The sequence below is a fragment of the Altererythrobacter chaiwopuensis genome, from assembly GCF_054957735.1.
In genome coordinates, this window is the sequence record NZ_JBTXJF010000003.1 from 152,509 (window position 1) to 168,452 (window position 15,944).

Consider the following 15,944-nt stretch of genomic DNA (forward strand, 5'->3'; position numbering starts at 1 on the left):
CCCATTTCTATTTGCAACCGACATAGCACAATCGATTGTGCGATGCTAAGTTCACAGAATGGATAGACAGGCGAGCTGGGCCCCTGCGCCCGGGAGCGGGATTTCGATCAACTGGATCGAAGCCAACGGGCTGAAATTCGAAGTCGCGGAGGCCGGGCAGGGCGACAGGCTGGCGTTGTGCCTGCACGGCTTCCCGGAACTGCATTACAGCTGGCGCCACCAGATGCCGCTGCTGGCGCAGCTGGGCTACCGCGTATGGGCTCCCAACATGCGCGGCTATGGTGGCACTACGCGGCCGCCCCGCATGCAGGATTATCGGCTCGAGACGCTGGCCGCCGATGTTGCTGCGCTGATCGATGCCAGCGGGGCCAAAGACGTGACGCTGCTGGCGCATGACTGGGGAGCGATCATCGCCTGGTACTTCGCGATCAGGCAACTGCGCCCGCTCTCGCGGCTGGTGATCATGAACGTGCCGCATCCGATGTGCGCGCGGCGCGAGCTGAAGAAATGGCGCCAGTTGCGCAAAAGCTGGTACATGTTCTTCTTCCAGATACCCGAATTGCCCGAACGCATGCTGGGCCGGGACAATGCCGCCCCGATTGCCCGGATCTTTCGCGATTCCGCCGTCAACAAGGATCGCTTCACCCGCGAAGAGGCAGAACCCTATCGCGCCGCGGCGGCCCGGCCTGGCGCTCTGACCGCCATGCTCAATTATTACCGCGCTCTGTTCCAGACGCGAGATGCCCTGCAAATCGGTGACGGCATGGTGCATGTGCCCACGCTGGTGATCTGGGGCGAGCAGGATGTGGCGATCGACATCCATGTGCTCGATGGGATGGAGCAATATGTGCCCGAGCTCACCCTGCGCCGCTTTCCTGATGCCTCGCACTGGGTGCAGCAGGATATCCCCGACGAAGTGAACGCAGCGCTTAAGGCGTGGTTGCCTGCCACTTAGGGTCAGGACCCTAATTGGCGGCGCGGATCATCGCTGCAATGTCGACGAATTTCTCGCGCGGGGCGCCCGCGCGGGCGGCGGCCTCTTCGGCTTCCTCGATCTTCTTCCAGTCGCGGAAGGTCACGATGTCGAGCCCGCGCGCGCTCGCCAGTTCGTCAAACCCCGCGCGCCCGCGCTTGTCTGCGCGGCCCAGCGCACCGCTGGCCGTATCCTCCTCGATCTTGTCGACCACGCCGTAACCATCGGGCCGATTGGTGCCGATTGTGCCCGATGGCCCCCGGCGCGCCCAGCCCACGCAATATATGCCGGGAAGTATGCGGCCCTCGTCATTGGCAAAGCGGCCCGCGCGCTCGTCAAACGGCACGTCGGGGATGTGCGCGGAGTGATAACCGATGCAGCTCACCACCAGATCGGCGGGCACATCATAGAATTCGCCCGTGCCGCTTGCCCGGCCGGCCTCGACTGTGGTGCGTTCCACATTGATATGAGTGACGCGACCGTCATGGCCCTTGAAGGCGACCGGGCTGGCGAAGAAATCGATCTCGATCTCGATCGGCTTTTCGGCATGGATCGCCTCGGGGATCGCGGCAAAGCTGCGCAAATGCGTAACCGATTTGCGCAGGCCCGGCTCAAGCAGCGCATCTTCGGCTTCATCGGGCAGATCGGCCCTGTCGACCCGCGGGCTGGCGCGATCGAGCGCGGCAAGTTCGCCCAGTTCCTTGGGCGTCATCATGATCTGGTGCGGCCCGCGCCGGCCCAGGATGGTAATTTTCTGCAACTTGCTTTTCCGCAGCCGGTCGAGCGCATGGGCAACTATGTCTGCGCCGCCGAATTCTTCCTCGGTCTTGGCCAGGATGCGCGCAACATCAAGCGCGACATTGCCCATGCCGATCACTACGGCGTGCTTGCCCGAAAGATCGGGATCGAGCGCGGCGAAATCGGGATGGCCGTTGTACCAGCCGACAAATGCGGCGCTGCCGAAGATATTGCCCAGTTCCTCGCCCGCGATGCCCAGTTTGCGGTCATGCGGTGCGCCGGTAGCAATCACGATCGCGTCGTAGAATTGCTGCAGTTCTGGAATAGTTACGTGCTGGCCGACCTTCACATTGCCGACAAAGCTGACATTCTCGCTCAGCGCGACCTTTTCATAGCGGCGCGAGACGCCCTTGATTGACTGGTGATCGGGCGCGACCCCGGTGCGGATCAGGCCATATGGCACGGGCAGCATGTCGAACACATCGATCCGCGCATCGTCTCCCCAGCGCTTTTGCGCTGCCTCGGCGGTATAATAACCCGCCGGTCCGGATCCGATCACTGCGATATGCCGCATGGAATCTCTCTCCCGCCTTGCGCGGCCAGCCTTGGCTCAGGCCGCTTCCGCCTCCGGTTCCGCATCCGGTTCATCCAGGAAGCGATGGATCGCCGCAATACACTCATCGCTGTGGCTGAGCAGGAACAAGTGGCCGCCGCCTCGCAGCACCAGCAATTCGCCATTGGGAATCAGCTTTTCCAGCAGCCAGCCATTGGTCAGCGGCACAATGTGATCTTCATCGCCCATCATGATCAGCGTTTTCTTGCGCATGAAGGGCAGAGCGGGCGCACTGGTCCAGCCAAGCATGGCGAGCAATTGGTAGAAATAGCCACGCGGCGAGGGCGGCTTGAGCCGGTGGATATGCTCCATCTTGTTGAGCGCCTTGCCCAGCGCGCCGCCATACAGCGTCTGGAAGTGCTCTTCCATGAAGGCGGCATCGATATAGCGCCGCGGATCGGCCATCTTGCTGAGCGAAGAGACATTGCCCGGGATCATCAGCATGCCCGCGCTGGTGGCTGCCAGGATCAGCCGGTGGGTGCGACCGGGATGCTGGATCGCGAAATGCTGCGCCATCGCGCCGCCCCAGCTGACACCCATCACATCGACCTGGCCGACACCCAATTTGTCGAGCAATTGCGTGGTCGTCCACGCCATGGTCCAGGCATTGTAGGGCACCACCGGTTGGGGTGACCCGCCGATGCCGGGCATGTCGAACATGATGAACCCGCGATCGGTCAATGCCTCGGCCAGCGGGGCCACCGCTTCGATATTCGCACCGATGCCGTTGAAAAACAGGATCGGCAGATGGTCGCTGGGCTGGTCAAGCCGCCACGTGGCCACCCGCAGCTTGCGCCCGCCGACGGTTTCCATGCTGATGCGCGCATCGCGCATAGCTTCGTCGAGGGCTTCATCGAGGGCTTCGTCAAGCACCTCCTCGCGTTTATCGGTCAACCGCGTTGTCCTGTCCTGCGGCCCCTTGTACGGGGTCTCACTATCTTTCTTCCACTACGTAGAGACCGGGGGCCGGGTCCAGTGGCCGGTAGTCATCATTCCCCAGTTCCGTTGGTGCCGCCTTCTTCTTGCCGGAGCGTTTCTGCACCCATTCCATCCAGAATGGCCACCAGCTGCCGGCTACTTCCTCGGTGCCTTCGAGCCATTTCTCCGCCGTTGCAGGCAGTTTGCCCTTCTTCTTCTGGAGATAATATTTCGCCTTCGGGTTTCCCGGCGGGTTGAGGATCGCCTGCATATGGCCCGATTGCGACAGGACATAAGTGATGTCCTTCGACCCGAACAGCTGGGTCGAGCGATAGGTTGCCTTCCATGGAGTGATATGGTCGGTCACGCCGCCCAGGATGAACAGGTCGGAAGTCACCTTGCTCAGGTCGATCTTGTGCCCTGCCATTTCAACCTCGCCCTGCTTGGTGAAGGCAAGCGTTTCGAACAGCGTCAGGAAATCCCCCATCAGGCTGGCGGAAAGATTGGTGGCGTCTGCGTTCCAGAACAGCACGTCGAACGCGGGTGGATCGGCGCCGAGCAGGTAATTGTTTATCACGTAATTCCAGATCAGATCATTGGGCCTGAGCCAGGCAAAGCCGCGCGCGAGATCGTCCGCCTTGATGATCCCGGCCTTTTCGGCGCGCTTGCGGGCCAGCTTCATCCCGTTCTCGGAGATGAGCGAGCCGGCTTCGATATCGAGCTGCTTGGGGTGGAGCACGCACACCATCAGCGTGAGCGTGCCTAGCAGGTCACTCTTCTCGGCAGCTAGGCGCGAGGCCATCACGCTGGCGGTCTGCCCGCCCGAGCACCCGGCCGAGACATTGACCTTCTTCGAGCCGGTAATATTGCTGACCGCTTCCATCGCTTCGAGGCAGGAGGCGATGTATTCGTCCATCCCCCACACGCCCTGTTCCTTCGACGGGTTGCGCCACGAGATGACGAAGGCCTGGATGCCGTTGTCGAGCTGGTATTTCACCACCGATTTCTCGGGGCTGAGATCGTTGATGTACATCTTGTTGATCTGCGGCGGGATGGTGAGCTGCGGTACTTCGTAGACCTGGTCGGTTGTCGGCGCGTAATGGATCAGTTCCATCATCTCGGTGCGCAGCACGATGGAGCCTTTTGACGTCGCGATATTCTCGCCCAGCTTGAACGGCCGCTTGTCGACCTGGCTGACCATTCCCTTGTTCTCGGTGATGTCCTTGTAGGCGTTCTGCAGTCCCTTGATCAGCGACAAGCCGCCACTGTCGATCACGCGCTTCTGCGCGGTTGGATTTCCTGCCAGCGTGTTGGTGGGGGCCAGGCTGTCGATGATGATGTTGGAGATGAAATTGGCGCGGTCGCGCTCAAGATCGTCAAGCTCCAGTTCCTGCAGCCAGTTGTGCATGCCCTTCTGGACGGCGAGGTAATATTGCGCGCCGGCGCGGAAGAAGGGATTGTATTGCCACGCCGGATCCATGAAGCGCTTATCCTTCGGATCGGGCTTCAATTCAGATTTGCCGGTCATGATCTTGACCATGTCCTCGCCCATCGACTGGGCGTGCTTCATTAGCCGCCTGGGATCAGATGCGCTTTCGCGCAGCAGCAGGGCAACCGCGCCCACAAAATCCTCGCGCGCAACGCCGATCAGCGGCCCGAGTGCGGAAGTGTGCTGCGCCGCTTCGTTTTCTAGCTTGGTGCCTTTGGCCATGGATGCCCCTCTTGGTCCGGCAGATGACTGATTTGATACAAGGATGCCGCTGTTGGACCCGCTTGGCAAGCAGTCTGAGCGAACGGCCAGATGGACTGGTTGCCCGGCCAGGGCAACGGCAGCGAAGCAAGCGCTATTGCTGGCAAGTGGTGGTTATTTGTTCGGTAAGTATTTTCCCGTATTTCAACTTCGTGCGACTTTGGATCGCACACGTTGAATTTATGGGGCCACCTCGATGAAGGGATTGCTTACACGGATTGACGCCGCGCGCAAAAGCGGACCTAATTTGCGCGCAAAGCAAGGCAATCTTGCCCCGATTGCCGAAGATGATGTCAAGCGCAGGATCGAGCTGCTCGACAGTTTCGAACAGGCGGGGCTCGGCTGGTTCTGGGCCAGCGATGCGCAGGGGCGGCTGATTTATCTTTCGGCGAATGCCATGGCGCGGCTGGGCCGCGAGCCAGGTGAGCTTATCGGGACGCTACTGAGCGACCTGTTCGTGTCGGAACAGGATCGCGAAGCCGAAAGTACGGAACGCCCATTCGCATTCTTGCTGGGCGCGCGCAATTCGATCTCCCAGCTTCCGGTCAAGGTGATCGCCAGTGAGCGAAAGCCGTGGTGGGAAATCGCCGGCAAGCCACATTTTGACAAGAATGGCGAATTCACTGGTTACCGCGGCAGCGCCAAGGACATTTCTGCCGTGCGCGAAAACCAGCGTGATGCAGCGCGGCTTGCGCAATATGATCCGCTGACCGGCCTGGCCAACCGCCACCGCATGCATAAGCGGCTCGACAAGATACTGACCGCCTATCGCAATTCCAAGCGTTCCTGTGCACTGATCATGCTCGATCTTGATCGCTTCAAGCAGGTTAATGACACCTTGGGCCATCCGGCGGGCGACGATTTGCTGAAACAGGTTGCGGCACGGCTTGGCCGGTTGTTCGACGATGATGTCGAAATCGGCCGGCTGGGCGGTGACGAATTCCAGATCATCCTGCCCGATTTGGACGACCGGGGCGAGCTGGGCGAACTCGCGCAGCGCATCATCCAGATGGTGTCGCAGCCCTATTCGCTCAACGGCTCGCGTGCGATTATCGGCACCTCGGTGGGGATCGCGGTGGCGCCTTATGACGGGATCGATACCGAAGAACTGGTCAAGGCAGCGGACCTCGCGCTTTATGCCGCCAAGGGTGGGGGCAGGGCGCAATATCGCTTCTTTTCCAGTGAGCTCAAGGACGGTGCCAGGCTGCGTCGGCAAATCGAGGAAGATTTGCGCGATGCGATCATGCGCAGCGAATTACGGATGGAATACCAGCCGATTGTTGATGCCAGGACGCACAAGGTGGCGTGCCTTGAGGCCCTGGTGCGATGGCCGCATCCTGAACGCGGGCGGATCTCTCCCGCGGCGTTCATCCCGGTTGCCGAAGATAGTGGGTTGATCAAGGAACTGGGCGAGTGGGTGCTGCGGGAATCCTGCCGCCAGGCGGTTGAATGGCCGGTTGAACTGCGGGTGGCGATCAATGTCTCCGCGATCCAGTTTGCCCGGGCCGATTTTCCCGAGACAGTCAAGCGCGTAATCAAGCAAACAGGGATTGCGCCAGAACGGGTCGAACTGGAAATCACCGAGAGTGTGTTCATGGGCGATCCCGAAGAAGTCCAGCGTATTTTCAAGCGCTTGAAGGCAGTAGGTGTGCGCCTGGCGCTGGACGATTTCGGAACCGGTTACAGCTCGCTCAGCTATCTGCGCAAGGCGCCTTTCGACAAGATCAAGATTGATCAGAGCTTTGTGCGCGGTTCGCCCGAAAAGGGTAACAACAATTCCGCCATCATCGCGGCGATTGTCAGCCTGGCTGAAGCACTCGACATGGAAACCGTTGCCGAAGGGATCGAGACCAAGGATGAGTTGCAACTGGTAAAGCAGCGCCGGGCCACGCACCTCCAGGGCCGTATCTTCTCACTTTCTTTAGGCCAGGAAGAGCTGATCGAACGGCTCCAAACCGGTGAGCTGGTTTACGAACCGCGCGGCCCGGAGAAATACCGTTCCGAGCGCCGCACCGAATTCCGCCGCATCGGTCTTATCCACGATGACTATCGTTACCATGTGGTGTTGCGCAATCTTTCCAAGACCGGTGCGCTGATCGACGGGTTGCTCGATGTTCCCACAGGCACGCAAGTGGTGCTTGACCTTGGCGGCGGGCAGCTCGCTGTCGCTACCGTGACTCGCTCTGAAGGGTACAGCCAGGGGCTGGAGTTCGAAACCCCGCTGATCCGCGACGGGGCAGACGGGCTGTGCACAAGGCACCGTGTCTCGCCGTACCAGATTGAAGCTGCGGGTCGCCCGCTCGCAGCGCTGCCGCACGATGCCTATTCCGCCATGACCGGACTGTCTAAAGGCGGCGCTGGCCCGAAGGCGTTTATCGAGGCCGATATCACTTATCGCGATGTGGCTGCCTGAAGGCTGCAAGCGACCTATCGGTTCAGCCCATTAGGACAAAAATAACCAACCGGCTTTACAGCTTCGTAGGTGGCCAATCCGGCCAGTTTGCAGTGATGAAAGGAGAGCGGCTGCGTGGCCTTGAAGGGTCTCCTGTCGATTAGGAAAAACGGTGTTCTCGCCGCGATGGGTCTTGGCGGCAAGGATGCTCCCTCCATTGCGTCGGGCCATACTGGCTCGATTGCGCTCGGCGATACCGAGAAGCTCACCATGCTGGTCGAACTCGAACGTTCCGGCCTCGGCTGGTTCTGGTCGACCGATGCAGCAGGAAACCTGACCTACGTCAGCGAGGCAATTGCCGAACGGATCGGATTGCCGCTTGAGGAATTTATCGGCCAACCGCTTGTATCGGTATTCGAATCCAAGGATGGCGACGGGCGTACCCAGTCGCTGTCGCTCAAGATGGGTGCACGCAAGCCCTTCTCCGGCTTTGCGGTCGCGCCGTCCGATGGCAATCGTGAGGTCGTCATCCGGTTGTCGGGACGTCCGGCAAGTTCCGATTCGGGTGTTTTCCTCGGCTTCCGGGGCACCGGCGCTGATATTACAGAAGAATACCACCGTGAGGAAGAAACCGCACGTCTGGCCCGCTTCGATTCGCTAACCGGCCTGTCGAATCGCCACCGCATGTCGCATTCGATCGAGACGACACTTACCGCGTTTCGCGCTGCCAAGCGCAATTGTGCCATCATGATGATGGACCTCGACCGCTTCAAGCAGGTCAATGACACTTTGGGCCATGCGGCGGGCGACGAATTGCTGAGGCAGGTCGCAAGCCGGCTCAAAAGAGCGGTCGACAGGGATTGCGAGATCGGCCGGTTGGGCGGTGACGAGTTTCAGATCATGCTGCCCGACATGGATGACCGCGGCGAGCTGGGCGAAATCGCCTCGAAGATCATTGCCATGCTCACGCAGCCATATTCGCTCGACGAAGGGCGCTGTGTCATCGGTGCCTCCATTGGCGTCGCGGTTGCTCCGCATGACGGGGTGACCCGTGAAGAGATCAATCGTTCTGCCGATCTTGCGCTTTACGCCGCCAAAAACGGCGGCCGCGGGCAATTCCGCTTCTATTCGGGCGACCTCGCCAATGAAGCGATCTTCCGCCGCCGGCTTGAGGGTGACCTGCTCGAAGCGGTGCGTGAAGGCCAGCTGTTCATGCAGTATCAGCCGATTCTGTCGGTCGAGACCCACAAGGTTGTCGGGCTGGAAGCACAGGTTTGCTGGAGCCATTCGCAACGCGGCGAGATCGATGCGGAAGAATTCCAGTCGATCGTGGAAAACTCCCCTCAGCTGATCGAGGTAGGCGAATGGGCGATTGCACGCGCCTGCGCCGAAGCAAGCGAGTGGCCCGCAACTTTGCGAGTAACGGTGAATGTGCCGGTAAAGCAATTCATGTCGAGTGGCTTTGTGGAGAGCATTCGCGATGCGCTGACAAAATCGGATCTCGATCCCTCGCGGCTCGAACTCGAAGTGAATGAATCGGTTTTCTTTGGTGACACCAATGTGGTGGACAAGACGCTGGGGCAGCTGTTCAAGCTCGGCGTGCGCTTGACGCTTGATGAATTCGGCACCGGATATTCTTCGCTCAGCTACCTGCGCCGCGCGCCGTTTGACAGTATCAAGATCGGCGAAGCAATCTGTACCCCCGGTCTCGAACGTGGCAGCCGCGAACACGGGCTGATGGTTGCCGTGGCCGCACTTGCCCGTGCGCTCAACATGACGACGATCGCTTGCGGCGTTGAAACCCTGGCGCAGCACAACGCGCTGAAGGATAGCGGCGTGGGCTGTGTCCAGGGGCCGCTCTATTCCGAAGCTGTCCGCATCGACGATGTGCACAAGCAATTGGCGAGCGGCGGGGCATGGTCCATCGAGCCGAGCGCAGACCATCTGGCGCGCGCGCGCCGCCGCACCGTGCTGCGCAAGATCCAGGTCATCCATGAAGACTATTCCTACGAAGTAACGCTGCGCAATCTCTCGCGTTCGGGCGCGTTGATCCAGGGCTTGGCCGATGTGCCGAATGGCACGCAGTTTGTGGTTGACCTGGGCGGGGGGCAGTTGGCCGTGGCCACAGTCGTGCGCAGCGCGGGGGATACCCAGGGGCTGGAATTCGAGAACCCGCTGGTGGATGACGGTGCGGGCGGCCTGTGCACGCGGTATCGTGTCTCGCCCTACGAGCTCGCCGCTGCCGGTGCGCCGCTTTCTGCGCTGGCGCCCGGCGATTACAAGACCATGCAGGGCGGCGGGCTCAATTCGCCAACCAGCATTCCCAAATTCAGCTATGCGCCAGTGGGGTATTCCGACGCGGCCTGATAGGCGGGATGGCGTGACCGCGCCGGATTGATGCGCGATTATAGTGGCTGACAGTCACCACGCTTGCCGCTAAGGGCGCGGGAAATGACTGACCTTTCAAAAATCCGCAATTTTTCGATTATTGCGCATATCGATCATGGCAAATCGACCCTGGCTGACCGGCTGATCCAGTTCACCGGCGGGCTGACCGCGCGCGAGATGAGCGAGCAGGTGCTCGACAACATGGATATCGAGCGCGAACGCGGCATCACCATCAAGGCGCAGACCGTGCGCCTCAACTACACCGCGAAGGATGGCGAGACCTACGAGCTCAACCTCATGGACACGCCCGGCCACGTCGACTTCGCCTATGAAGTCAGCCGCAGCCTTGCCGCCTGCGAGGGCGCGCTCCTCGTCGTCGATGCCGCACAGGGGGTGGAGGCGCAGACGCTCGCCAATGTCTATCAGTCGATCGAGCATGACCACGAGATCGTGCCTGTCATCAACAAGATCGACCTGCCCGCCGCCGAGCCTGACAAGGTCCGCGCCGAGATCGAGGACATCATCGGCCTTGACGCCAGCAACGCCGTGCTCACCAGCGCCAAGTCCGGCATCGGCATCGAGGATGTGCTGGAGGCGATCGTCACCCGCATCCCGCCGCCCACGGGCGATCGCGACGCACCGCTCAAGGCCAGCCTGGTTGACAGCTGGTACGATCCGTACCTGGGCGTGGTGATCCTGGTGCGCGTGATTGACGGGGTGCTGAGGAAGGGCCTGCAGGTCAAATTCATGCAGGGCGGCACGCAGCACCTGGTTGACCGGGTCGGCTGCTTCACCCCCAAGCGCACCGATCTGGGCGAGCTTGGCCCGGGCGAGATCGGCTTCATCACCGCGCAGATCAAGGAGGTGGAGCAGGCCCGCGTGGGCGACACCATCACCACGGTCAAGAACGGCGCGGCCCAGCCGCTCAAGGGCTATAAGGAAGTGCAGCCGGTGGTGTTCTGCGGGCTGTTTCCCGTCGACGCGGCGGATTTCGAGAAGCTGCGCGAAAGCATCGGCAAGCTGCGCCTCAACGATGCCAGCTTCAGCTACGAGATGGAAAGCTCCGCCGCGCTGGGCTTTGGCTTTCGCTGCGGCTTCCTGGGCCTGCTGCACCTCGAGATCATCCAGGAACGGCTAAGCCGCGAATACGATCTTGACCTCATCACCACCGCGCCCAGCGTGGTTTACCGGCTCCAGCTCGCGCATACGAAGAACGAGAATGCCAAGACGATCGAGATCCACAATCCGGCGGACTGGCCCGATGTCAACCGGATCGATGTGATCGAAGAGCCGTGGATCAAGGCGGTGATCTACACGCCGGATGAATATCTCGGCGCGATCCTGAAGCTGTGCCAGGACCGGCGCGGCATCCAGACCGACCTGACATATGTGGGCGGGCGCGCGCAGGTGACCTACGAGCTGCCGCTGAACGAGGTAGTGTTCGATTTCTATGACCGGTTGAAGAGCATCTCCAGAGGCTATGCCAGCTTCGATTACGAGCAGATCGGCATGCGCGAGGGCGACCTGGTGAAGATGAACATCCTGGTCAATAACGAGCCGGTCGACGCGCTGAGCCTGATCGTGCACGCGGGCGTGGCGGAAGAGCGCGGGCGCGGCATGTGCGAGCGGCTGAAAGACCTGATCCCGCGGCACCTGTTCAAGATCCCGATCCAGGCCGCGATCGGCGGCAAGATCATCGCCCGCGAAACCATCGCCGCGCTGCGCAAGGACGTGACCGCGAAATGCTATGGCGGCGACATCACCCGCAAGAAAAAGCTGCTGGAAAAGCAGAAACGCGGGAAAGCTAGAATGAGAGAATACGGTAACGTATCTATTCCACAGGAAGCCTTTATAGCTGCCTTGAGAATGGGCGAGGAATAGCTTTCCCTCATCAAAGCAGAATGAGGGTAATGTGGGAGGATTAGAAAACAGTCCGGGGGACTGTTTTCCCGACCACACGGATGCGGGAATATGGCAATGTGTCGATCCCGCAAGAAGCATTCATTGCTGCGCTGAGGATGGGGGAGGAATAATTGAGCGAACAATTCACTCAAGCGATGGAACGGTTTTTTGGTGCGAGCAGGGGTGCATACTCGGTTGTAACCAACGACGAATACAACAAGTCGCAGATCACATTCGTTGGGCCGGAGCAGGATCTTGTAGAAGACTTTCTGGGATCAGAGCTAGATAAGCGACACGGCAGCATCGCAGCAATCGAAGCGCTCGGGATTGACCCCAATCTCGAATATCGACTCTTCCCGTCAGGAAAGTCCATTTTTCTAACCACTTCATACAAGACTAATAAACCAAGAGAGCTCCGGCTCTACTTGCGAGTCGATCAATTCAAGCCCGATCCCGGCTGGTACTGGGGTGTCTTCGAAAGGGGAGAAAGTTTGTGGCTTTGTGAAATGAGTCCTGACCTACTTGATAAGATAAACTCTAACACGCTCGATCTCGAAGAACGGAATAACAATCTTGAGCCCGAAGAGGACGACTTTCAGTCAGATTTGAACGACAGCACAGTTCCAGAGAAGCAGAAAAGCGAAGTCTATCAATACGGCCGAAACCGAAAGTTCTCACTGGAAGCGATAGAAAGGGCCGACTTTAAATGCGAGTTATTTCCAGAATATCCAGCCTTTATTTCACGAACTTCCGGACGGAATTTTATGGAAGCGCACCATTTGATCCCGATGAAGCTGCAGGACAGCTTCAATGTCTCGCTTGACGTTCCTGAAAACATCTGCTGCCTTAATCCTCTTTCTCACAGACTGGTTCACTACGGGCAGTTTGAATCATTTGAAAACCGGCTGGCGAATCTAGTGAAACTGCGGTCGGATTTCATTAGGTCGGTAGGCTGGATCGAGGACGACGTTCTGGCACTTTACGCAATCTAACTACCTCTAATCTTTTGGATATCCTGATTCATATTCTTGAGTGTTCCGTCCAGAGCGCTTGCTAGGTCTTCCGGAGCGAGAGCCCTTTGTCCTTTCGTGGCACATTCCCATACTTCGATTATTCGCCATCCCATTTGCGAGTAAGCGTCCCGAACTTTTGTATCTCGTCGCTTGTTGGCGGAAATTTTTTCCGCCCAGAATTCTGTTCGGCTATTGGGTAAACGAAATAGCGGGCAGTTTTCATGGCCATGCCAGAAACAGCCATGAACAAAGATCACGGCGTTCCATTTTGGCAGGACTATGTCGGGCTTGCCTGGAAGGTCCTTCCGGTGCAGTCGAAACCGATAGCCAAGCCGGTGAAGAATTCTTCTGACAGCCAGTTCGGGCTTTGTATTCTTTGCCCCGATGCCCGCCATCATTTGCGAGCGCTTTCTCGGATCTACGATATCAACCAACGGCGGCCTTTAGCTTGGCCGTTTCCAATTCGCCAGACAACTCGATCATCGCATTGGCAATAGAGCGGATGACCGGTACTGAGACCGAGTTTCCGAACTGCTTATATAACTGCGTATCTGAGCAGGCGGACAGATCGAACCATTCAGGAAACCCCTGTATGCGAGCGCATTCTCTTGGTGTGAGGCGACGAGGATTTAATCCGAGATGTGATTGATCGATCAGTATTTCGCGACCGTCCTTGTAGTATCGCGATGTTATCGTGTTGCAGTAGCGATCATAATAGCCAAAAACCTTGTGGCCAAAGCCGTTACCCTTGGCTTCGTGCCGCGCCATGCGACGTATCAAACCATCCCAAAGCCGGTCAGAAATAGTGTACCGGGCCAGGCTATTTGCCCCTTCGGCTTCCAACGCTTCACCCAGGCGGGTTTTACTACATTTCCCTTTTAGCCGTGCAAAAACGTCCTTGGCATCAACATCGCTGAAATAGTCGCGATCAAACCCCACGATGTAGACACGCTCCCTGCGTTGAGGCACGCCAAAATCGATGGCGGAAAGAACCTGAAAATCGACCGAATAGTTGAGTTTTTTCGACAAAGATCGTCGCGCTTCGAGCGACATCGGAATGTCGTCGGGAATGGGTGGGCTGCGCCCTTCTAGGATAGAGATAATTGTCTGTAGAGTTCGGCCTTTTTCGTGCCCGCGTAGCTGCTTCACGTTCTCCAGAAGAAACATTTTCGGACGCCACTCCGCTAGGATTCGCTGTATTTCAAAGAACATTGTACCGCGGGTATCGAAAAAACCGCGCTTCAGACCCGCATTCGAGAATGTCTGGCAAGGAAAGCCACCAAGCAGGATATCGTGCTTTCCGACATCTCTCGCCGCAATCTTTGTTATGTCACCTGCGGGCCGATGCCCGAAATTCAGTTCATAGGTGTCCTGGGCGAATTTGTCCCATTCAGACGAAAAAACGCATCTTCCGCCGAGCTCGTCGAAAGGAATGCGCATTCCTCCAATTCCGGCAAAGAGATCGATAAATGTGAATTCCGGTTGCTCGGCCGGTTCTGGCTTGTCGATCTTTAAGGCTTCTTGAAGGAGCATAACGACCTCGCTGCGCATGAATAGTCGGACACGTTATGTTCCGTACCGGTCTCTTGCAACACTTTGCGATCGATTCACATCCGTTTCGGTTGTTTTTCCACGTTGGTGTGTGGTCACTCCCTCTCGCTCGCGGAACTCAGGAACTCCGGGGCCAGTAGATATTGATTCTGGGGATAGAAATTCCGGGCAAGAATTCCGGGGCCAGTTTACTCAATAAGTAAGGCTCCACCCCCACCCCCCCTTGTAGGAGAGGGTTAGGGCGAGGGGGCGCCGCTTCGCGGCGAATTCTTGTTGGCCCCCTCACCTTCCGCGCCTGCGGCGCTCCTTCCTCTCCCACGAGGGGAGAGGAAAATGGTCACTCCCACCCCTCATCCTTGAGCCGCCTGATCCCGTCCCATGGCTCGGGCGGGGGCTTCGGCGCGGGCGGTTTGGAATATTCGATATATTCGCGATTTTGTTTGTCTGGCCCCTCAAGCGCCGGGCGCGAGCCATCCGGCTCGCTTGGCTGCGCGCCATAAGGCGCGACGGGCGGTCGCCCTTTGGCAGCCTGCGGCTGCGTATCAGCACTTCCGGGCAGGCCCAGCGCGCGCAAATCCCTTTCCCGCAGCCGCTCATATTCCGCATGCGCGGCCCTGGCCTCGCCTGACAGAAGTTCCCACTCGCGCGCCCTCTGCGCGAGGACGGTTTGGCGCAATCGCTCCAGTTTCTCGGCGATGGACTTGCGGGCCTGCGCTGCATCCTCCACCTGCCGCTGCGGCAGCTGGGCCTCCCACTCCTTGCGCCACTGTTTCTTCAGCCGTTTGAGCTGTGCGCGGTCGAGCGCGTTCATGACCTTGGCCCGCCCATCCGCAAAGCGATCCGGCGCGCGGTTCCTGAGCATGAACATCAGCAGCCGGTCATTATAGCTGGTGCGCATGCCGACGAGCTTGCCATAGGAATAGACCGGCACATCGACGCCGTTGAGCGCGCGCTCCATCGCCACGTCCTCGATCCGCTGCACGCCCAGCTGCAGCGCGGCCTCCCACGCGGCGCGAAAGCTTTCCGCACCGGGCTGGCGGCGCAGGTAATAGGCGCCGACGGTGCTCATGTTCACCGCCTTGCAGGCGGCGGCGACCGAGCCGGTATCGGCCAGCGCCTCGATAAAGGCGCGCTGGCGCGCTTCGGTCCAGCCGTCATGGCGGCTCGTCTGGCGCGGGACAGGGGCAAATGGGGGCAGCTCGCCGGTGGGCACGGGCAAGCGGGCGGCGCGGGGATCGGCACGTCTCGTCATTCGCGAGCGTGGAGCACAAATTCGCCAAGTAGGAAAATGCGCGGGCGTGGGCGCGGCCAGGCGGCTCGTCTGGCGCGGGGGCGGGCTGGTCAGACCGTGTTGCTGGACGCCATCGTGTCGCTGACCGTGGTCATCGTGGCCGAGATCTCGTTGCCGGTGGTTTCCAGCGCCACGATGATCGCAACCGCAATCAGCGCCGCGATCAGGCCGTATTCGATCGCGGTGGCACCCGTGTCGTCATTCCAGATTGCGTGCAGCATCGCTCCACTCCAGTTGCATTAACGTCCGATGCGACCCGGACGCAGGGCTCTTGTTGCAACCATCATGGCGAGGGGCGGTTAACACGCGATGTTGCGAGGCTGGTTAACCTGATCGAAGGCATAAACCGGCGGGCAGGGGCCAAGGCTGCGGAATATGCGCAGAACTTCACTTGGCGTTCAGCCGGGTGCTGGCT

At 59.4% G+C, this 15,944-nt stretch carries 12 protein-coding genes; 5 read left to right on the plus strand and 7 right to left on the minus strand.

The genetic code is table 11. The annotated features are described in order from the left end of the window. Positions 1–58: 58 nt before the first annotated feature. The gene (locus ACX3VQ_RS12225; protein WP_462581334.1) at positions 59–955 is read left to right on the plus strand and encodes an alpha/beta fold hydrolase; all 897 of its coding nucleotides are present in this window, start codon (positions 59–61) and stop codon (positions 953–955) included. A 10-nt stretch (positions 956–965) separates the two neighbouring features. Here the strand turns inward: ACX3VQ_RS12225 and ACX3VQ_RS12230 are convergent, their stop codons facing one another. The 3 genes from ACX3VQ_RS12230 to ACX3VQ_RS12240 are packed head-to-tail and all read right to left on the minus strand — an operon-like array spanning position 966 to position 4,953. Then, positions 966–2,285, minus strand: coding sequence for an FAD-dependent oxidoreductase (locus ACX3VQ_RS12230; protein WP_462581335.1), 1,320 nt, complete (start codon positions 2,283–2,285; stop codon positions 966–968). A gap of 36 nt (positions 2,286–2,321) precedes the next feature. Further along, entirely contained in the window at positions 2,322–3,218 is an 897-nt protein-coding gene (locus tag ACX3VQ_RS12235) for an alpha/beta fold hydrolase (RefSeq protein ID WP_462581336.1), read from the minus strand. A gap of 40 nt (positions 3,219–3,258) precedes the next feature. Then, complete coding sequence (locus ACX3VQ_RS12240) at positions 3,259–4,953, minus strand: PHA/PHB synthase family protein (RefSeq protein WP_462581337.1); 1,695 nt, start codon at positions 4,951–4,953, stop codon at positions 3,259–3,261. A 235-nt stretch (positions 4,954–5,188) separates the two neighbouring features. On the opposite strand from ACX3VQ_RS12240, the gene ACX3VQ_RS12245 reads away from it, so the two are divergent. From ACX3VQ_RS12245 to ACX3VQ_RS12260, 4 genes are all read left to right on the plus strand, one after another. After that, a complete protein-coding gene (locus tag ACX3VQ_RS12245; RefSeq protein WP_462581338.1) occupies positions 5,189–7,405 on the plus strand; it encodes a putative bifunctional diguanylate cyclase/phosphodiesterase in 2,217 nt (738 codons plus the stop codon). A 114-nt stretch (positions 7,406–7,519) separates the two neighbouring features. Then, positions 7,520–9,751, plus strand: coding sequence for an EAL domain-containing protein (locus ACX3VQ_RS12250; RefSeq protein WP_462572386.1), 2,232 nt, complete (start codon positions 7,520–7,522; stop codon positions 9,749–9,751). A gap of 84 nt (positions 9,752–9,835) precedes the next feature. After that, positions 9,836–11,653, plus strand: a complete 1,818-nt coding sequence (lepA, locus tag ACX3VQ_RS12255) for a translation elongation factor 4 (RefSeq protein WP_462581339.1) — start codon at positions 9,836–9,838, stop codon at positions 11,651–11,653. A 152-nt stretch (positions 11,654–11,805) separates the two neighbouring features. Further along, positions 11,806–12,666 carry a hypothetical protein gene (locus ACX3VQ_RS12260; protein ID WP_462581340.1) on the plus strand — a complete coding sequence of 287 codons (861 nt, stop codon included), beginning with the start codon at positions 11,806–11,808 and terminating at the stop codon, positions 12,664–12,666. Here ACX3VQ_RS12260 and ACX3VQ_RS12265 read toward each other — a convergent pair. The 4 genes from ACX3VQ_RS12265 to ACX3VQ_RS12280 all read right to left on the minus strand — a co-directional run bounded on the left by ACX3VQ_RS12265 (position 12,663) and on the right by ACX3VQ_RS12280 (position 15,750). Continuing rightward, complete coding sequence (locus tag ACX3VQ_RS12265) at positions 12,663–13,121, minus strand: very short patch repair endonuclease (RefSeq protein ID WP_462581341.1); 459 nt, start codon at positions 13,119–13,121, stop codon at positions 12,663–12,665. The two genes, ACX3VQ_RS12260 and ACX3VQ_RS12265, sit on opposite strands and share 4 nt — an antisense overlap. Further along, positions 13,114–14,238 carry a DNA (cytosine-5-)-methyltransferase gene (dcm, locus tag ACX3VQ_RS12270; protein ID WP_462581342.1) on the minus strand — a complete coding sequence of 375 codons (1,125 nt, stop codon included), beginning with the start codon at positions 14,236–14,238 and terminating at the stop codon, positions 13,114–13,116. The genes ACX3VQ_RS12265 and dcm overlap by 8 nt, the downstream gene beginning before the upstream one ends. Positions 14,239–14,575: 337 nt before the next feature. Further along, the gene (locus tag ACX3VQ_RS12275; protein WP_462581343.1) at positions 14,576–15,490 is read right to left on the minus strand and encodes a hypothetical protein; all 915 of its coding nucleotides are present in this window, start codon (positions 15,488–15,490) and stop codon (positions 14,576–14,578) included. An 89-nt stretch (positions 15,491–15,579) separates the two neighbouring features. Continuing rightward, positions 15,580–15,750, minus strand: a complete 171-nt coding sequence (locus ACX3VQ_RS12280) for a Flp family type IVb pilin (protein ID WP_462572381.1) — start codon at positions 15,748–15,750, stop codon at positions 15,580–15,582. Positions 15,751–15,944: the final 194 nt, after the last annotated feature.